The sequence below is a fragment of the Mesorhizobium sp. B2-3-12 genome, assembly GCF_006442205.1.
In the GTDB taxonomy this organism is placed as follows: Bacteria; Pseudomonadota; Alphaproteobacteria; order Rhizobiales; family Rhizobiaceae; genus Mesorhizobium.
Genome location: NZ_VFVR01000009.1, coordinates 27,564 through 45,540 on the forward strand (window position 1 = coordinate 27,564; position 17,977 = coordinate 45,540).

Genomic DNA, 17,977 nt, shown 5'->3' on the forward strand with positions numbered 1-17,977 from the left:
ATGCTGTCGGCAAGCGGGTGGACAACGCTTTAGGCGCGCTTGCCGCCCCTATCCTTTGCGAGGTGATAGGGTCGCACGAGGATTTCGGCGGGAATGTTCCATTCCTTGTTCAGTTTGAAGATCATGTCGAGGGTAAGGGCGCGCTTTCTGTTCAGCACCTCGGTTGCCCGAGGCGATGATCCGATCACCTCGGCCAAAGCCTTTCGCGACAGGTTGAACAATTGCATGTGCGAATGAATGGCTTCGACGGGATCGGGTGCCTGAATCGGGTAGTGCTTATCCTCGTAAGCCTCGATCAGGGTTGCGAGGACGTCGAAGCGATCACCGTCGAGAGAGCCGACCTCCGGCTCATTCTCGAAGTATTTGGTGATTTCGGCGATCGCCCAATCGTAATCGGCTTCGGTCTTAATGGGTCGAATGTTTTCCATCACACCTTCTCCGGATCAATCTTGTCATACTCTTTATGTGTCCCGACGAATTTGATCAGGACCCGGTGAAATTTGTAGGCGACGTGGACGATCAACCGATATTTGTTGCCGCCAATATCGAAAATGACGCGGTTATCGCCCACGAAATCGACGGTGGCTCCGAACGCGTCCTTGATGTCGGCTGGCGTCCTCCAATCGGCCCTGCCGACAGCAATATACCAAGCCGTCAAAGGCGCTTCGGACTGATGGTGCTTGGCCCAAAAATCCTTCAGCGCTTTCTTGGCGATGATTTGCATAGCCTGATATAGCGAATTCCCAAATCGGGAACAAGCAGTATTCCCGGTTTGGGAAGGCTGCGCGTCGTTCTCGGCCGGATGGATCCAGTTCGCCCTCAATCACCCTTCTTCCTCTTGGCAGTTGTCAGGAAACGGGTGGCGCGGCTGGCCCTGCGCGGCTTCAATGCGCTTATGTTCATCACCCTGGCCAAACATCTGCAACCCGCCACACTGCTGGTCGCTGACGATCCGCGCTGGGCGCGCATCGTGGCGCGCGACAAGTCGGCCGACGGCGCATTCTGGTATTCGGTGGCAACGACGGGCGTCTATTGCCGGCCCTCCTGCCCGTCGCGGCGCGCCAACCCTGCCAATGTCCAGTTGCACGACACTTTACACCAGGCCAGGGCGACAGGCTTTCGCCCATGCCGGCGCTGCAATCCGGACGGCCCTTCGCTCGAGGCCGCCAACGCCGCGATGGTGGCGGATGCCTGCCGCAGGATCGAGGACAGCGAGGCCGAACCCTCGCTCGCCGAACTGGCCGATGCCGCCGGCCTCAGCCCCGGCTATTTCCACCGCGTTTTCAAGGCGGTCACCGGGCTGACGCCGAAAGACTACGCCGCCGCCCGGCGTGCCGCACGGGTCCGCCAGGGCTTGGAGGACGGCGTCAGCGTGACTTCGGCGATCTACAATGCCGGCTTCAATTCGAGCGGGCGTTTCTACGAGAAATCCACCGGCATGCTCGGCATGACGCCGACGCGCTACCGTGCCGGCGGCGCCAATGAGGAAATCCGCTTCGCCGTCGGCGAATCCTCGCTCGGTACCATCCTGGTCGCCTCGAGCCGCAAGGGCGTCGCCTCGATCCTGCTCGGCCAGGATCCCGACACGCTGGTGCGCGACCTGCAGGACCGTTTCCCCAAGGCGCGGCTGGTCGGCGGCGACCGCGACTATGAGGCGCTCGTCGCCCGCGTCGTCGGTTTCGTCGAGGCGCCGGCGCTCGGTCTCGACCTGCCGCTCGACGTGCGCGGCACTGCGTTCCAGCAGCGCGTCTGGCAGGCCTTGCGCGACATCCCCGCTGGCCGCACCGTCTCCTATGCCGAGATCGCGGGCCGTATCGGCGCGCCCAAGGCGACCCGCGCCGTCGCCGCCGCCTGCGCCGCCAACGCCCTTGCGGTCGCGATTCCCTGCCACCGGGTGATCCGGAAGGACGGCGCGCTGTCCGGCTATGCCTGGGGCGCGGAGCGCAAGCGCGCGCTGCTCGACCGCGAGGCGGCATCCGCCAAGGCCGACCGGTCCTCGCGGGCCTGACGGAGGACCGGCGATGCGCACCATGGCAAGGTCCTCCACCGCCGGTGCGAATGTCCAGATCGCCAATAACGGGGCCGTAGATGCGAAGTCGCTGGTGTTGGCTTCCATCGGCGAATTGGTCGATGGCGGCAAGGCAGAGTGGAGCGGCACCGCTACGGGTGAGATCGAGCTGCGGTTGTTGAGCGGCGAGGTCTTTTTGCTAGGCGAGGTCACCGTCACGCGTGTCGCGTAGGCACACTCGGTGCCTGTGCATCCTTCATCCTCGAACGCGGCAAATTTGAATTTGAAAGCAAGCACCGGAGTGAGGACCAGCCGGCATGGGGCTAGGGTTCAGGCACACAGAAGGAGTGAAGGCAATGAACCACATGCAAACCCATGGGACGGCGGCCACCAGCGCCGCCCTCGAGACCATCACCTACGCCATCGGCCAGTCCGCGCTTGGAAACATCCTCGTGGCGCGCAGCCCTATTGGCGTCCGCGCCATCCTGATCGGTTCCGACGCCAAGACGCTGGAACAGGACCTCGCCAACCGCTTCCCCGGCAGCGTCCTGATCGAGGACGAAGCCGGCCTGCGCGACGATCTCGCGGCGATCGCGCGCTTCATTGAAACGCCCGGCGCCGGTCTCGACCTGCCGCTCGACACGCGCCACGGCACGCCCTTCCAGCAGCGCGTGTGGGAGGCGTTGCGCACCATACCGTGCGGCGTCACGGTCACCTACACCGCCCTTGCCCGGCGCCTCGGCATGCCGGACGGTGCCCGTGCCGTGGCGACGGCCTGCGCCGCCAACGCCATCGCGCTCGGCATTCCCTGCCACCGCGTGCTGCGCGCCGACGGCGCGCTGTCCGGCTACCGCTGGGGCATCGAGCGCAAGCGCGCCTTGCTGGAAAGGGAGGCGGCGATATGAACGCCGACGCCAGGGTTGCCGCATCGCTGGTCGAAGCCGCGCGGACACGCATCGCCACTTACGACTGGTCGGCGCTCACCGCCGAACTTGACGGCTTCGGCTGCGCGGTGATGGAAAAGCTGCTCTCGCCTGAAGAGTGCCGGCAGATCGCCGGCCTCTACACGGACGAAAAACATTTCCGCAGTCACATCCACATGGCCAGGCACGGTTTCGGCAAGGGCGAATACCGTTACTTCCGTTATCCCCTGCCCGACCTCATCGGCGGCCTGCGCACCGCGCTCTATCCCAGGCTGGCCGAAATCGCCAACCGGTGGAACGAGCGCATGGGTATCGCCATGCGCTACCCCGCCACGCATGGCGCGTTTCTCGACCAGTGCCATGCCGCCGGCCAGGTCAGGCCGACGCCGCTGTTGCTGCAATATGTGCCTGGCGACTTCAACTGCCTCCACCAGGACCTCTATGGCGACCTCGCCTTCCCGCTGCAGGTGGCGATCCTGCTTTCAGAGCCCGGCGAGGATTTCACCGGCGGCGAATTCGCGCTGACCGAACAGCGGCCGCGCATGCAGAGCCGGGTCGAGGTGGTGCCCCTGCGCCAGGGCGATGCGGTGGCCTTCGCCGTCCACAACCGGCCGGTGCAGGGCACGAAAGGCAATTACCGCGTCAATCTGCGCCACGGCGTCAGCCGCCTGCGCTCAGGCATGCGCCACACGGTCGGCATCATTTTTCACGATGCTAAGTGAGCGTCATGGAGCATGAAGCGCTTCATTCCGCGTCCGCGGCCACCATCTCCAGGATCCAGGGACACGCATAATAGTCGGCAATGCTTTTGATCACGCCGCCTTCGGCATGGATCCGCACCAGATAATCCTGCCGCCAGACCTCGCCATGCATCCGCTCGACGACCAGCACGAACTCCCCTTCGACCGCGCCTGGGATCGCGCCTGGCCGCATGCGCCAGGGCGGGCCGCGCTCGTATTCGACGAAGTAGGGCGAAGCCGAGAGCAAGCCATTGTAGCAGTCCGAGACCCGCAGCCGCGCATCGGCGCTGGTCAGTGCCCGCACACCGTCCCAATCCCTGGCATTGAAGAGCGCGACATAACGGCCAAGTAGCTGCGCCAGTTCGGGGTCGTGTGCCGGCGCCGCGCCCGGTTGCGCCGGCAAGGCGGCGAGCTTGGCGCGGCCGCGGTTGAGCGCCGACTTCACCCCGCCCGATGTCGAGCCGACGAGGTCGGCGATTTCTTCCAGCGAGTGGTCGAAGACGTCCTTGAGCAGCACGCAGGCGCGCTCCTTGGGCGGCAGGTGCACGACCAGCCGCTCGATGGCGCGGCCGGCGCCAGGACCAGCGGGCTCGACAGGCAGCACGATGTCGTCGGCCGCATAGCCGGCTTCGGCCTTGAGCCGCGCGCGGCGGCTCCTGATGAAATCGATGCACCTGTTATGGGCGATGCGGAACAGCCACGACCGCAGCGCCTGCGCATCGTCGAGCAGCTCGATCTTGCGATAGGCCTCGAACAGCGCCTCCTGCATGATGTCCTCGCCGTCGAGAGCCGAACCGGTCATGCGCGCGCAGTAGCGGTGCAGACGGACACGCAAATGCGAGACCGTCTCCAGGAACGCCCTGTAGCGCATGTCGAACAGGCCTTCGGGGTCAAGGCGCGGCGCAATGCCTTGCGCCGTCTGATCGGATTTGCGGATCTGCTGGTTCATCGCGGCACGTCGCTCAGCGTCACTCCAGCATCGCGCAAGTGCCGCACATTCACAAGCACGACGCTCGACCCGGGCAGATGGTCCACGGTCAGGCCGCCCTGTTGTCGGCAACTTTATCAGCGGCATCCGGCAGTCCCAGCCTCGGCCGCACCCAAGCGGCGAAGCGGCCGATCGCATCGTCGGCCTCCGGCGCCCGCCCGGCCATCATCTGGAAAGAATGCAGCATGCCGTCAAAGACGTCGAGACGCGTCTCGACGCCTGCCTGCCGCGCACGCTCGGCGAACATGCGGCTTTCGTCGACCAGCGTCTCGTCAGCGCCGGCCTGCAGGAAGACGGGCGGAAAGCCGGAGAGGTCGGCATAAAGCGGGCTGACTTCCGGATCGCGCCGGTCGGCATCGCCGATGAAATTGGCCGCCAGCCAATCGACGGCTTCCCTGGCGAAGGCCGGGTCCTTTTCGCGGTTGGTCTCGTAGCTGGCGGCGGTCATCGCCATGTCGAACCAGCCGGAGATGATGAGCGTGGCAACGGGCAGCGGCCGCCCCTGCGCACGCAGCCGCTGCAAGACGCCATAGGTCAGCACCGCGCCGCAGGAATCGCCGGCGATCACGATCCGCCCGGGGTCGAAGCCCTGGTCGACAAGCCAGTTCCAGGCTGCCATCGCGGCCTCGAGCTGGGCCGGGTGCTTGGCCTGATGCGCCAGTGGATAGTTGTAGGCCAGCGCCCGGCAGCCGACGGCCTTGGCAAGATGCCCGACCAGCTTGCGATGCGTGTAGATCGAGCCGCCGATGAAGCCGCCGCCATGCGCATAAAACAGCACCCGCTCGTCGTCGGCGCCCTTGGGCACGACCCACATCGCCGGCACGCCGCCGGCATCGACCTCGATATAGTCGACGCCGCGCGGCTCGCCCGTCAGCGCCGTCCAGTGGACATCGTTGTGGTCGATGATCGCCTGCGGGCTGGTCAGCTTGCCCGCATTGGCCGCGATCGCCGCGTAATGGGTCCTATTCGCCTCGCTCTCGATGCTTGCCATGATGGTCTCCTCGATCCGCCGATCGCGTGTCTCGCGATGGTCCGAAGCTTGAGACGGACGGGCCGACAAAAAGGATACGGACGGGATGCGTTTATCTCCGGGCATGGCTGACGGCCGCTTGCCAGCAACAGCATGCGAAAGGCGAAGACAGGCCGGCAAGGGACTCTGCCCGCACAATATTTCGGCCAGGTCAGCCAGCCGCCGCGTAGCGGTTGACCACCATGCCGCAGGCATAGGCCTTCGAGCCGAGCAGACGCAGCTTGTGAAAGCCGCCCTGGTCGAAGATACGGCGGCCGGCGCCCAGCACGGCCGGATTGACGAACAGCTGGAACTCGTCGACCAGCCCGGCCGCGACCAGCGCCGAGGCGAAACCGGCGCCGCCGAAGACGGCCATGTTGCCGCCCTTGCCCGCCTTCAGCGCGTTGACCTCGCGCGCAAGGTCGCCGCTCACCACCGTGGTGCGTTCCCACCGCGAGGCCTCGAGCCTGTCGCTCGGCACCACCTTGCGCGCTTCGACGATGCGCTGGGCGAAGGCATAGAACGGATCGGCCGGATATTTCCGCGCCGCCTTGCCCCAATGGGTGAGATAGCCCTCCTCGGCCATCTTGCTGCTCAAGAGGATGGTGTCGATGCCGGCGAACACGGCGTTGAAATCCCGTTTCAGCTCGGCGTCCCAGCCATTGTCGTCGCCCCACTCCCAGAGCTGCCACGGATGATCGGCCTCGGCGCCGACGAAACCGTCGACCGACATCTGCATCTGAAGGATGAGCTTTTTCATTGATTGTCCTCCTCGGATCGCGCAGTAAATGCTTTACTTTCGGAACCATTTGACGCATGCGAACAATGACGTCAATAGTAAAGTGATTTAAAAATGGAACCATAGAAATGTCGACCCGCGAAAGATCCGGCTGCCCGATCAACCTGTCGCTGGAACTGCTCGGCGACCGCTGGACGCTGCTCATCATCCGCGATCTGGTCTTCGCCGGCAAAAAGCATTTTCGCGAGTTCCTGCAATCCGATGAAGGCATCTCTTCGCGCACGCTGGCCGAGCGGCTGCAGACGCTGCAGGACGAAGGCATCCTCACCCGCAGCAACGACCCGAGCCACGGGCTGAAGGCGATCTACCGGCTGACCGATGCCGGCATCGACTTGCTTCCGGTGCTGGCCACACTGGGCGCCTGGGGCAGCAAGCACCGCAAGTCCGACGACAAGCTGGCCCGCATCGCAAACGAACTGACGGCTGGCGGCGAACCGGCGCTGGAACGGATGAAGGTGGCGCTGCGGGCGGAGCATACTGTGTAGAAACAGGCGCTCCGAGGAAAAGCTGCAACGTTGGCGCAGCCCCTCATTGCCCTGCCGGGCATTTCTCCCCGTGAACGGGGAGAAAGAAGCTGGCGGCAGCGCCGGCCGCATCCTTGCAACGCTGGCGATTGGCGAAAGCGGCGACGACAGCGTACTTCTCCCCGTTTACGGGGAGAAGATGGCGGCAGCCAGATGAGGGGCGGCGTCAACGCCCGCAAGTCCCGGCTCACATTGACAGAGATCCCTTTTTGTTCTCTATTCGTTCCGATGTATCAGCAATCGCGGATGAGCGGAACGGGATGGAGACGACGGCAACCATGCTGCATGCCGATCTCGACGCCTTTTATGCCTCGGTCGAGCAATTGCTCGACCCGACGCTGCGCGGAAAGCCGATCGCGGTCGGCGGCGGCGTGGTGCTCGCGGCCTCGTATGAGGCGCGTGTCTTCGGCGTGCGCGGCGGCATGCCGGGCCGCAAGGCGCGTGAGCTTTGCCCGCAATTGATCTTCGTCGGCGGCAATTTCGGCCACTACCAGCGGCTGGGTGACGCGGCGATCAAGGTCCTCGACGATTTCACGCCGGTGGTCGAGCGCATCTCCATCGACGAGGCCTTCGCCGATGTCGCCGGCTGCACGCATCTGTTCGGCTCACCCCGGGAGATCGCCACGGCGATCCGCGGCCGTGTGCGGGCAGAACTCGGCCTGCCGATCTCGATCGGTGTCGCGCGCACCAAGCATCTGGCCAAGATCGCCTCGCAGGTCGCCAAGCCCGACGGGCTGGTGGTGGTCGACCCCGGCACCGAGCTTGCCTTCCTGGATGATCTGCCGGTCGGCCTGATGTGGGGCGTCGGGCCGGCAACCAGGGCAAGGCTGGCCGAAATCGGCGTCGAGACCATCGGCGAGCTCGCCCGCACCCACGGCGGCGCCCTGGCCCGGCTGCTTGGCCCCGCCGCCGGCGAAAAGCTCGCGGCGCTGGCGTGGAACCGCGATCCGCGCAAGCTGGAGACGAAGCGCCGGGCGCACTCGGCCGGCGCGCAGTCGGCGCTCGGGATGAAACCCGCCGTGGCGCGCGTCATCGTGCCGACATTGCTGCATCTGGCCGACCGCGTCGCCAGCCGGCTGCGCGCCAAGAACCGCCCCGGCCGCACGGTGACGGTGCGCGTGCGCTTTGCCGATCTCCGCGCCGTCACGCGTTCGATCACGCTGGAGCAGCCGATCTCGGCGACCGCCATGCTGGCCGAGATCGCGGGAGATCTGGTGCGCGGCGTGCTCGCCGACCACCCACGGGAGAAAACCATCTCGCTGCTGGCGATCTCGGTCTCGCACCTGGAGGAGAGTGCCGAGCTGCAGCTCGACCTGCCGCTCGGCCTCGCCGACGAGAAGCGCCGCCCCGGAAGTCAAAAAGGCCTCGCCCGCTTCGGCGCCGACCGCGCCATCGACAAGATCCGCCAGCGCTTCGGCAAGCAGGCTGTCGGCTACGGCACGGTGGCGCTGGAGGCGGCCCGCTCGGTGCCCGACGAATTCAGGGAATTGGCGCAAAAGGAACTGTGAGCGGAGGAGCCCTCCCCGGCGCTCACGCCTTGCGGATCAACGTCCCGGACCAGGCGGCGCCGCGGTCACGGCGGACAGTGGCTCGCGCTTCACCAGCTCCGGCTTTTGATAAGTCTTCCTCACGGCAATTCCCCACGCCCAAGCGTCTGGCGGCAACCAACATCCGGCAGGCAAGGCTTATCAAGAAGAGGCGAAATTAGGTAGCGGGTCAGTTTGCAGATCGCGAACATGGTTGCAATGATAGAGGCGAAGGGAGCGGAGACGCCGACGGTCCGAGATCTTACAAAAGAGAGTTGCCGTGTGACCCTCCTTGACAAGGCAAAGCAATGGGCAAGGGCCATCAAGCGCGATGTGATGGCCTTGTGGCTGGCCGCCCGCGATCCGCGCGTTCCCTGGTACGCCAAAGTTGCCGCCGGCATGGTCGCCGCCTACGCGCTCAGTCCTATCGATCTGATACCCGATTTCATCCCTGTACTCGGATATCTGGACGACCTGATCATCGTACCGCTCGGCATCCTGCTTGCGGTGAAGCTGATCCCCGCCGATCTGATGGCCGAGTTTCGCGCGGAGGCCATTCGCCGATCCAAACCGACCGACCGTGGCGGTCTCGTATTCATCGTTGGAATTTGGATTCTGATGGCCGCCGCGCTCATCTGGTTATTCTGGCCAGATCGTTCGGCCTAGACTTCAGGCCCAGCGTTTCTCATCGCCGAGCAGACCACAAATCATGTTTGTGGCCTGTCGAAAAGCCCCTGCCCACGTCAAGGCCGCGCGGTGCCGAAAATCCGGTCCCAGAATATCGACGTCACGCCGAAATTGGCGCTCTCGTCGACATGGTGGTGCACGGCGTGACGACGCTTCAGCGTATAGAGATAGCTCGGATGCGCCGGGTGCCAGTGATGGATCATGTGGTGGACGCTGATGTACCAGAGGTAGCCCAGCATCAGCCCGCAGCTCACCGCGCTCGCGGCCGCGAAGCCGGAAACCATCCAGACAGGCAGGAACGCCACCAGCGCATGCACGCCGAGACTGAGCCAGGTGGGCGTGCCCACCGGACTGCGCTCCTCGACATGGTGACGGTCGTGCAGGTCCCGGATCCAGGGAATGTGGTGCAGCACGAACCTGTGCAGGACGTATTCGATCAGCGTCCACAGGCCAAGGCAGATCAGTGCCATGCCGATCCAGTCCGGCGCGCTTTCTTCTCCGGCCTCTATCAGCCCGGCCACCCCCAACACGGCGATCACCAGGGGATAGACCACGAAGTCGCTATAGTAGCCGATCAGACCCAGCTGCATTCGGACGCCTCACCCTGACTTTCGACGCCGCCCCAAAAACGCTATCAGATTGCCGGACTCGCGCATGAGGTGCAATGCGCATGCGCCTGACATAGCGTCGCAATTCCCAGGTGCAAGACCGGATGCGGAATCGGTCGACTTCGCACCACAACCGCGAACGGACATGCAAACATGGCAAAACGCAGCGCGGGCCTGCTGATCTATCGCCGCGGCGGCGGTGACATCCAGGTGCTGCTGGTGCATCCCGGCGGCCCGTTCTGGGCGAAGAAGGACGATGGCGCCTGGTCGATCCCCAAGGGCCTCGTCGACGATGACGAGGACGAGCTGGCGGCGGCGCGGCGCGAGACAAGCGAGGAGATTGGCATCACCATGGACGGCCCGTTCACGCGCCTTGGGGACTACAAGCAGCCGGGCGGCAAGACCGTCATCGCATGGTCCGTCGAGGCCGACATCGAGATCGATGCGGCCGCGATCAAGAGCAACACTTTTACGATGGAATGGCCGCCGCGCTCCGGGTCGATGAAAGAATTTCCGGAAGTCGACAGAGCCGGCTGGTTCAGCTTGGCCGAGGCCGAGGTGAAGATTTTGCAGGGGCAACGCCCAATGCTATCGGATTTGGTGGAGCGACTGGACAGGACAACGAAGTAACCGGCAAGGCGCTTTAGCGGCTGGTGGACCAGTAACGATGAACCCTGACGCCGCTAGGGCTGCCACCATGCCAGGGCTCGCAGGCAATACCGTCATGGTCGGCATCGTGGGTCGGCCAATAGCCGGGTTCGCCCCTTCGAGCGGGGGCGAGGCCGACCAATCGGGCGGCGGTGCAGTTCGGAAACGCGGCAAGGTGCCTTAGCACCGAAAAAGGTGTGTCGAACCGGATGCCGACGAAGCCATAAACGATGTAACCCGAAAGCAGAATGAACGGCGCAAACAGAGCCACCCATCTCAGCCTGCCAAGACGGCGACGAGGTGACGGCCAGCGTAACAACGGCAGGAGCATCCCCGCCAGCTCCGGTTAAAGTGCCCGAATCAACCTAACGTCGCCCCAGCGCCGTGACAATGGCGTCCACCTCACCCAAACCGCGCAGCCGTCCACGCCCCGCCGGCCGCGTTCGACTCGACCGCCGCCGCCACGAACTTCACGCCGCGCGCGCCGTCGACCACGTCGGGCACCTGCGCCGCTCGCGCGGGATCGACAGTGCCGCCCGAGCGATGGGCGCGGATGATGTCGGCGGCGTCGCGGTAGAAATTGGCGAAGGCCTCGATATAGCCCTCCGGATGCGCCGCCGGCATGCGCGAGACGCGACGGGCTTCCGCCGTCGAACCATGGCCGCCGCGCACCAGCGTGCGGGTTTCCTCGCCATACAGGGAAAAGCGCAATTCCTCCGGCCGCGCGCCCGACCATTCGAGCCCGGCTTTGTCGCCATAGATGCGCAGGGAAAGATCGTTGTAGTGGCCGGGCGAAGTCTGGCTGGCGAGGATGGTGCCGCGCGCGCCGTCGGTCCAGCGCACCAGCACATGGGCATTGTCGTCGAGCCGCCGTCCGGGCACGGCGGTGAACAAATCGGCCGAGACCGACTCGGCCTCGCGACCGGAAATGAAGCTTGCCAGGTTGAAGGCATGCACGCCGATATCGGCCAGCACCGCCGACTGCCCCGCCCGCGCCGGATCGGTGCGCCACTCCGCCTGCTTCTGGCCGTCGGCGTCGATCGGCCTGGTCAGCCAGTCCTGGATATAGGCGCCATGCACCGACACGATCCGCCCAAGCTCGCCCGCCATCACCATCTCGCGCGCCTGGCGCACCATGGCGTAGCCGGTGTTGTTGAGCGTGACGACGAAGCGGCGGTTTTTCGCCCTGGCGAGCGCCACCAGCGCCTCGGCATCATCAAGCGTCGTCGACAGCGGCTTGTCGCAGATGACGTCGATGCCGGCCTCGAGGAAGGCTGTGGCGATCGGCGCGTGCAGATGATTGGGCGTGACGATGACGACCGCCTCGATGCCGTCGGGCCGCGCAGCCTCCGCCTTGGCCATGGCGCGATAATCGGCATAGCTGCGCTCGGGCGCGATGCCGATTTCGGCGGCCGAGGCGGCGGCATTGTCCGGATCGGACGACAGCGCGCCGGCGACCAGCGCGATCTGGTCGTCGAGCCGCATGGCCAGCCGATGCACCGCGCCGATGAAAGCGTTGCGCCCGCCGCCGACCATACCGACCCGCAAGCGCCTGCCGGCTGCTCCATCCGATGTTGCGTAGACCATGGTTTCTCCTCCTGGCTATCCCTATCGCGTCGTCATCCCATAGCGAAGCAAGGAGCGACGCGGCGAAGACCCCTGGGATGACGAAACCGCCGAGCCCTCGCCTCCCCACCTTCGAACAGGATTTCCAAAATCCATATTGTAAAACGATCGTATCGCGCTAGCCTGAATTCATGAGCGGGGCGAGAAAACCATCCGGACGATCCAGTGCCGACGAGGCGGCGACGCGCAAGCGCGGGCGTTCGCTGGCGGCCCTGGGCTATATACAACCGCAGACCTATGAGGAACTGCGTGCGGTGCTGTCGTCCGGCACGGTGCATTTCCCCAAGCGCCTGCGCCAGGTGGCGATCTTCCTGTGGCAGCATCCGAGCGAAGTCGCGCTCGGCACCATCGCCCAGGTGGCGTCGCAGGCCGGCGTGCAGCCCTCGACGCTGGTGCGCTTCGCGCAGATCTTCGGCTATTCCGGCTTTTCCGATTTTCAGGGCCTGTTCAAGGACCACGTCAAGGGTTCCTGGCCGGAAGGCCGTGGCGAGCCGCGCGCCGAGGCCGAGCCCAACGCCGCCTTGCATTTCCTGCACGGCATGGTCGGCGCCTCGCAGGCCTCGCTCGGCCGCATCGAGGCCGGCTTCGATATCGAAAGTTTCGAGAAGATGGTGACGCTGCTGGCCAGCGCCGACCTGATCTATGTCATCGGCTCCAAGCGCGCCTTCCCCGTCACCACCTATCTGTCGCTGACGCTTTCGCAGCAGGGCGTGCGCAATGTGCTGGTCGACAATGTCGGCTCGACCGCGCTCGACCAGGTCGGCTGCATCGGCGCGCGCGACGCCGTGCTGGCGGTGTCCTTCAGCCCCTACAATTCGATCACGCCCGATCTGGTCGCGGTGGCGCATGAGCGCAAGGCCCGCATCGTCACCATCACCGACTCGACCTTTTCGCCGCTGATCCGGCTGTCGGACAGCTGGCTGGAAGTGGTGGAAACCGACTTCGCCGGTTTCCGCTCGCTGGCCGCCTCGCTGGCCGTCGGCATGGCGCTGGTCCAAGGGGTGGCGGCAAAGCGCGGCAAGTGAATATCGGAGGTTGATCGAGAGTTTCGACTTGTGGCAGCGAGCGCCAATTGTCAACGTCGCGCCGCCCCTCATCGCCCTGCCGGGCACTTCTCCCCGTATAGTGACGGGGAGAAGGGGCTGGCCGCCACGTCGGCGCCTTTCTTGCGACATTGGAGATTGGCGAAATCGGCGATGAGGGCGCCCCTCTCCCCGTCACTATACGGGGAGAGGATGCCGGCAGGCAGGTGAGGGGCGGCGCAGACTTTAGTGATTGTCGTCTGATGAACCGCCACAGGCACAATTGACTGCCGGGAAATCCTGTTCCATATTTCTGAAAATAGAAACTTTGTTCCGGGAGGAGGAATGGAGCTTCATCTCCAAGGCAAGATCGTGCTGGTCACCGGGTCGACGCAAGGCATCGGCCGCGCCATCGCCGAGGCGCTGGCACGTGCCGGCGCCGGTGGCCTGCTGATCACCGGCCGCGACAGCAAGCGCGGCGATGCGGTGGCGGGCGAGCTTTCGCAATTGGGCACGCCGACAATCTTCGTCGCCGCCGACCTCTCAGACCCGGAAACTCCCGCCCTTCTGGCGCGGGCCTGCATAGACCGCTTCGGCCGTATCGACGGCCTGGTCAACGCCGCCGGCCTGACCGACCGCGCCTCCTTCCTCGACGCGACGCTGGACGACTGGGCGGCGCTGTTCGCCGTCAACGCGCGCGCGCCGTTTTTCCTGATGCAGGCCGCGATCGCCGACATGAAGAAACGCGGCCAGCGCGGTGCCATCGTCAACATCCTGTCGATCAACGCTCATTGCGGCTCGCCGGAACTCGCCGTCTATTCCGCCACCAAGGGCGCGCTGGCGACGCTGACCAAGAATGCCGCCAACGCCCACCGCTTCGACCGCATCCGCGTCAACGGCATCAATGTCGGCTGGACCGACACGCCGGCCGAACGGGTGATGCAGGCCGACACGCTGGGCAACGGCCCGGGCTGGCTGGATGCCGCCAACGCCGCGCAGCCCTTTGGCCGGCTGCTCAGGCCGGACGATATCGCCAACCTCGCCGTCTTCCTGCTTTCCGACGCGGCCGGGCCGATGACCGGCGCGGTGATTGACCAGGAGCAGGCGGTGATCGGGGCGAACCGGTGAGCGCCATCGAAACGCTTGGGCCTGGCCTGCTGGAGCGGCTTCCCGCCGCCGTGCAAAAGCCGGCCTATGACCGGGCGTCGCTGGCGCCGGGCATGGCCCATCTCGGCGTCGGCGCCTTCCACCGCTGCCACCAGGCCGAATACACCGACGACCTGCTCTCGCTGAAATTCGATCGCTGGGGCATCGTCGGCATCAACATCCGCCCGCCCGCGCTCGCCGGTACGCTTGGCCGCCAGAGCGGCCTCTACACAAGGCTGATCCGCGACAACGACCATGTCGAGGCGCGCGTCATCGGCTCCATCGTGAAAGTGGTCGACAGCATGGAAAGCCCCGATCCGGCGCTCGCCGTGCTCGCCTCGCCCGACATCGACCTGGTGACGATGACGGTGACGGAAAAAGGCTATTGCCACATCCCGTCGACCGGCGCGCTCGATCTCGATCATCCCGACATCGTCCACGACCTCGCCAACCCGCAAGCGCCGCGCAGCCTGCCCGGCATTCTCGCGCGGACGCTTGAACTGCGCCGGTCAACGCATGGCCGCAAGCTGACGCTGCTCTCCTGCGACAACATCCCGGCCAATGGCGTCATCCTGGAAAATGTCGTGCGGACATTCGCCGAAATGCGCGGCGATGGCCTGGCCGACTGGATCGCGGCCAATGCCGCCTTCCCCTCGGCCATGGTCGATCGCATCGCGCCGGCGGTGACCCGGCAGGACCTCGACAGCGTCGAACAGCGCTATGGCTACCGCGATGGCGCCGTCGCCGTCGGCGAACCCTTCCGGCAATGGGTGATCGAACGGAATTTCTCCGGCCGCATGCCACGCTGGGACCTGGCCGGCGCGACCTTCGTCGACGACGTCACACCGTTCGAGCATCTCAAGATGCGGGTGCTGAACGGCGCCCAGACGACACTCGCCACGCTCGGCGTGCTGGCCGGGCTGGAGCACACATCCGATGCCATCGCCGACCCGCTGCTGTCGGTCTTCGTCAGGCGCATGCTGGTCGAGGAGACGCTGCCGACACTGACGCCGGTGCCGGGCGTGGAGCCGCATGCCTATATCGAGCAGAGCCTTGGCCGGTTGAAGAACACCGCGATCCGCCACCGCAACCACCAGATCGCCACCGATGGATCGCAGAAGATCGTCCAGCGCCTGCTCAACCCGATCCGCGACCGGCTGAAGCAAGGCGCCGGCATCGGCCTTCTGTCGGTGCCAGTGGCCGGCTGGATGGCCTATCTCATCCTGGCCTCGGCGCGCTTCGGCAAACATTGGACGGTATCCGACCCCTATGCCGGCAAGGTCGCCGCGATCGCCGACGCGGCGGGCCGTGATGCGCCGATGCTGGCTTCCGCCGTCCTGGCCATAGACACGATTTTCGATCCCGGCCTTGCCGCTGACGAGACGTTTCGCAAGGCGGTGACTTCGGCACTTGGAGAGCTGCTTTCGGGCGATCCGATGGCGGCCGTCCGTCGCAGTCTCGAACAAGATGGCGTCGCGAGGTTGAAGCGATCCAAACAATCGGCATTATAGGCACTGGCTTTAGGGGAGGCATGATGAAACTTGGTGTGCTCACGGCACCATTCGCGGACACGCCGCTTGGCGATGTCGCCGGCTGGGCAAGCTCTGTCGGCTTCGAGGCGCTGGAGATCGCCTGCTGGCCCAAAACCTCCGGCGCCACCCGCCGCTATGCCGGCACCAGCCATATCGACGCCGCCGGCACGTCGGCCTCGCAGGCGAAGGAGATAGTCGCCTCTCTGTCGGAAAAGAACATCTCCATTTCCGGCCTCGGCTACTACCCCAACCCGCTGCATCCCGATGCCGCGCACCGCGAGGCGGTCATCGGCCACCTGAAGAAGGTGATCGTGCTCGCCGCCAATATGGGCGTGCCGGTCGTCAACACCTTCTGTGGCGGCGATGCCTCGAAAACCGTCGACGTCAACTGGCAGGACGCGCTGAAAATCTGGCCCGAGATCGTCGCCCATGCGCGCGGCCATGGCGTCAAACTCGCCTTCGAGAACTGCCCGATGATCTTCAGCCATGACGAATGGCCGGGCGGGCACAACATCGCCTATTCACCGCAGGTCTGGCGCCGCATCCTGGAGAGCTGGGGCGGCGATGTCGGCATGAATTTCGACCCCTCGCACCTGGTCTGGCAGATGATCGACCAGCCCCGATTCATCCGGGAATTCGGCCCCTATATGCTGCATGTCCATGCCAAGGACCTGATGATTGATCATGATGGTTTGTACGAGCGCGGAATTCTGTCGGCCGGCATAGGCTGGCAAGTGCCGCGCATGCCGGGGCTGGGCGATGTCGACTGGAGCGGCTTCTTCTCCGGCCTCTACCGCGCCGGCTATGACGGCTCCGTCATCATCGAACACGAAGACAGACGATTTGAAGGCAGCGACGAGCAGGTGAAGCGGGGGTTTCTGCTCGCCCGCGACGTGCTGCGTCCTTTCGTCAAATGACGGCAAGCCGGGCCACTTGACTCTGTTTGTGAGTGGCGCGGCTTAACGGGTTGGAACTGAACTGAAAAACAATGTGGAGGAAGTCTGACATGAAGAAGATACTGACCATGGTTCCGCTGCTTGCGGGCGCCGCCCTGCTGGCCTCGATGAGCGTCTCATCGGCCGAAGGCAAATATACGATCGGCATTTCCAACACCGTGCAGGGCAATGGCTGGCGCGAGGAAATGGTCTGCGCCATGAAGGCGCAGGCGCTGGCGTCGGGCGAGGTCACCAAGCTCAACATCGCCCACCGCAACACCGATGCGGCCGGCCAGCTCGAGGACATCCGCAACCTGATCAGCGCCAAGGTCAACGCCATCGTCGTCAACCCGGCCGATCCGGCCGGCATCAAGGCGGGCCTGGAAGAAGCCACCAAGGCCGGCATCGTCGTCGTCGCCGTCGACCAGGCGGTCACCGAGCCGTCGGCCTACATCATCTCCAACAACCAGGAACAATACGCCTATCTCGGCGCCAAATGGCTGTTCCAGCAGATGGGCGGCAAGGGCGAGGTGTTCTACATGCGCGGTGCCGCCGGCGCGTCGGCCGACAGCGATCGCGACAAAGGCTTCAAGAAGGCGCTGGCCGAATTCCCTGACGTGAAGGTCGCGCAGGAAGTCTTCACCGGCTGGCAGCAGGACCAGGCCAAGCAGCAGATGCTGTCGTTCCTGGCCACCGGCACGCCGTTCAACGGCGTCTGGACCTCCGGCATCGACAACGTCATCGTCGACGCGCTGGTCGAATCGCAGGCGCCGCTGGTGCCGGTGGTCGGCGCCGACAATGCCGGCTTCGTCGGCCAGTTGGGCTCGGTCAAGGGCCTTGTGGGTGCTGCGGTGACCAACCCCGGTTCGATCGGCGGTGCCGGTGTGACGCTGGCGCTGCAGATCCTCGACGGCAAGAAGCCGGCCCAGCAGACCGTGCTGGTCGACCCGCAACTCTGGGACAACGCCACCGACGAAGGCAAGGCCAAGCTGAAGGCCGCCGCCGATCCGTCGCTCAGCCCCGAATGGCCGGTGTCGATCTCGATCCCGGACTGGACGACCTACACCAAGGAGCAGATCGTCGCCTGCAAGGGGCCGGGGGAGTAAGGCTGGGCTCCCGCTGACCATCATCCGTCGGCGCTGCCCCTCACTGTCCTGCCGGACATCTCTCCCCGTGAACGGGGAGAGAGAAGCTGGCCGCAACGCCGGCGACAAGCCCCCCTCTCCCCGTCTCTATACGGGGAGAGGATGCCGGCA

General features: G+C 65.2%; 21 protein-coding genes. 13 read left to right on the top strand and 8 right to left on the bottom strand.

From position 1 onward, the window contains the following. Positions 1–29 precede the first annotated feature (29 nt). A complete protein-coding gene (locus FJ948_RS23340; protein ID WP_140708592.1) occupies positions 30–428 on the bottom strand; it encodes a type II toxin-antitoxin system HigA family antitoxin in 399 nt (132 codons plus the stop codon). Continuing rightward, positions 428–724 (bottom strand): type II toxin-antitoxin system HigB family toxin, encoded by a 297-nt coding sequence (locus tag FJ948_RS23345; protein WP_140709078.1) that lies wholly within the window; start codon positions 722–724, stop codon positions 428–430. Before FJ948_RS23345 ends, FJ948_RS23340 begins: the two co-directional genes overlap by 1 nt. A 171-nt stretch (positions 725–895) precedes the next feature. On the opposite strand from FJ948_RS23345, the gene ada reads away from it, so the two are divergent. From ada to FJ948_RS23365, 4 genes are all read left to right on the top strand, one after another. After that, entirely contained in the window at positions 896–2,008 is a 1,113-nt protein-coding gene (gene ada / locus FJ948_RS23350) for a bifunctional DNA-binding transcriptional regulator/O6-methylguanine-DNA methyltransferase Ada (protein ID WP_140709080.1), read from the top strand. 13 nt (positions 2,009–2,021) lie between these two features. After that, on the top strand, positions 2,022–2,240 hold the full coding sequence (locus FJ948_RS23355) for a hypothetical protein (protein ID WP_140708594.1): 219 nt from the start codon (positions 2,022–2,024) through the stop codon (positions 2,238–2,240). Between the two features lie 124 nt (positions 2,241–2,364). After that, positions 2,365–2,913: a methylated-DNA--[protein]-cysteine S-methyltransferase gene (locus tag FJ948_RS23360; protein WP_140708596.1), complete on the top strand. Its 549-nt coding sequence runs from the start codon at positions 2,365–2,367 to the stop codon at positions 2,911–2,913. Continuing rightward, a complete protein-coding gene (locus tag FJ948_RS23365; RefSeq protein WP_140708598.1) occupies positions 2,910–3,653 on the top strand; it encodes a 2OG-Fe(II) oxygenase in 744 nt (247 codons plus the stop codon). Before FJ948_RS23360 ends, FJ948_RS23365 begins: the two co-directional genes overlap by 4 nt. 22 nt (positions 3,654–3,675) lie before the next feature. Here the strand turns inward: FJ948_RS23365 and FJ948_RS23370 are convergent, their stop codons facing one another. The 3 genes from FJ948_RS23370 to FJ948_RS23380 all read right to left on the bottom strand — a co-directional run bounded on the left by FJ948_RS23370 (position 3,676) and on the right by FJ948_RS23380 (position 6,428). After that, the gene (locus FJ948_RS23370) at positions 3,676–4,620 is read right to left on the bottom strand and encodes a sigma-70 family RNA polymerase sigma factor (RefSeq protein ID WP_140708600.1); all 945 of its coding nucleotides are present in this window, start codon (positions 4,618–4,620) and stop codon (positions 3,676–3,678) included. Between the two features lie 88 nt (positions 4,621–4,708). Further along, entirely contained in the window at positions 4,709–5,650 is a 942-nt protein-coding gene (locus FJ948_RS23375; protein ID WP_140708601.1) for an alpha/beta hydrolase, read from the bottom strand. A 190-nt stretch (positions 5,651–5,840) separates the two neighbouring features. Next, on the bottom strand, positions 5,841–6,428 hold the full coding sequence (locus FJ948_RS23380) for a dihydrofolate reductase family protein (protein WP_140708603.1): 588 nt from the start codon (positions 6,426–6,428) through the stop codon (positions 5,841–5,843). A gap of 107 nt (positions 6,429–6,535) precedes the next feature. On the opposite strand from FJ948_RS23380, the gene FJ948_RS23385 reads away from it, so the two are divergent. The 3 genes from FJ948_RS23385 to FJ948_RS23395 all read left to right on the top strand — a co-directional run bounded on the left by FJ948_RS23385 (position 6,536) and on the right by FJ948_RS23395 (position 9,183). After that, positions 6,536–6,952, top strand: a complete 417-nt coding sequence (locus FJ948_RS23385; protein WP_140708605.1) for a helix-turn-helix domain-containing protein — start codon at positions 6,536–6,538, stop codon at positions 6,950–6,952. A gap of 299 nt (positions 6,953–7,251) precedes the next feature. Beyond that, positions 7,252–8,499, top strand: coding sequence for a DNA polymerase IV (dinB, locus tag FJ948_RS23390; protein WP_140708607.1), 1,248 nt, complete (start codon positions 7,252–7,254; stop codon positions 8,497–8,499). Between the two features lie 300 nt (positions 8,500–8,799). Next, positions 8,800–9,183, top strand: a complete 384-nt coding sequence (locus FJ948_RS23395; RefSeq protein WP_140708609.1) for a YkvA family protein — start codon at positions 8,800–8,802, stop codon at positions 9,181–9,183. Positions 9,184–9,260: 77 nt separating this feature from the next. Here the strand turns inward: FJ948_RS23395 and FJ948_RS23400 are convergent, their stop codons facing one another. Continuing rightward, a complete protein-coding gene (locus tag FJ948_RS23400) occupies positions 9,261–9,794 on the bottom strand; it encodes a sterol desaturase family protein (RefSeq protein WP_140708611.1) in 534 nt (177 codons plus the stop codon). Positions 9,795–9,965: 171 nt separating this feature from the next. Here FJ948_RS23400 and FJ948_RS23405 point away from each other — a divergent pair, with 171 nt between their 5' ends. Continuing rightward, positions 9,966–10,442 carry an NUDIX domain-containing protein gene (locus FJ948_RS23405; RefSeq protein WP_140708613.1) on the top strand — a complete coding sequence of 159 codons (477 nt, stop codon included), beginning with the start codon at positions 9,966–9,968 and terminating at the stop codon, positions 10,440–10,442. Between the two features lie 13 nt (positions 10,443–10,455). Here FJ948_RS23405 and FJ948_RS23410 read toward each other — a convergent pair whose 3' ends face one another. Beyond that, positions 10,456–10,731, bottom strand: a complete 276-nt coding sequence (locus FJ948_RS23410; protein ID WP_246677594.1) for an excalibur calcium-binding domain-containing protein — start codon at positions 10,729–10,731, stop codon at positions 10,456–10,458. Between the two features lie 131 nt (positions 10,732–10,862). Further along, positions 10,863–12,047 carry a Gfo/Idh/MocA family oxidoreductase gene (locus FJ948_RS23415; protein WP_140708617.1) on the bottom strand — a complete coding sequence of 395 codons (1,185 nt, stop codon included), beginning with the start codon at positions 12,045–12,047 and terminating at the stop codon, positions 10,863–10,865. Between the two features lie 170 nt (positions 12,048–12,217). On the opposite strand from FJ948_RS23415, the gene FJ948_RS23420 reads away from it, so the two are divergent. The 5 genes from FJ948_RS23420 to FJ948_RS23445 all read left to right on the top strand — a co-directional run bounded on the left by FJ948_RS23420 (position 12,218) and on the right by FJ948_RS23445 (position 17,827). Beyond that, positions 12,218–13,111 (top strand): MurR/RpiR family transcriptional regulator, encoded by an 894-nt coding sequence (locus tag FJ948_RS23420; RefSeq protein ID WP_140708619.1) that lies wholly within the window; start codon positions 12,218–12,220, stop codon positions 13,109–13,111. A 342-nt stretch (positions 13,112–13,453) separates the two neighbouring features. Continuing rightward, the gene (locus FJ948_RS23430; protein ID WP_140708621.1) at positions 13,454–14,236 is read left to right on the top strand and encodes an SDR family oxidoreductase; all 783 of its coding nucleotides are present in this window, start codon (positions 13,454–13,456) and stop codon (positions 14,234–14,236) included. Further along, positions 14,233–15,765 carry a mannitol dehydrogenase family protein gene (locus FJ948_RS23435; RefSeq protein ID WP_140708623.1) on the top strand — a complete coding sequence of 511 codons (1,533 nt, stop codon included), beginning with the start codon at positions 14,233–14,235 and terminating at the stop codon, positions 15,763–15,765. Before FJ948_RS23430 ends, FJ948_RS23435 begins: the two co-directional genes overlap by 4 nt. Positions 15,766–15,785: 20 nt before the next feature. Next, entirely contained in the window at positions 15,786–16,703 is a 918-nt protein-coding gene (locus FJ948_RS23440; protein WP_246677595.1) for a sugar phosphate isomerase/epimerase, read from the top strand. An 89-nt stretch (positions 16,704–16,792) separates the two neighbouring features. Continuing rightward, positions 16,793–17,827 carry an ABC transporter substrate-binding protein gene (locus FJ948_RS23445; protein ID WP_140708625.1) on the top strand — a complete coding sequence of 345 codons (1,035 nt, stop codon included), beginning with the start codon at positions 16,793–16,795 and terminating at the stop codon, positions 17,825–17,827. The last annotated feature ends 150 nt before the right edge of the window (positions 17,828–17,977 follow it).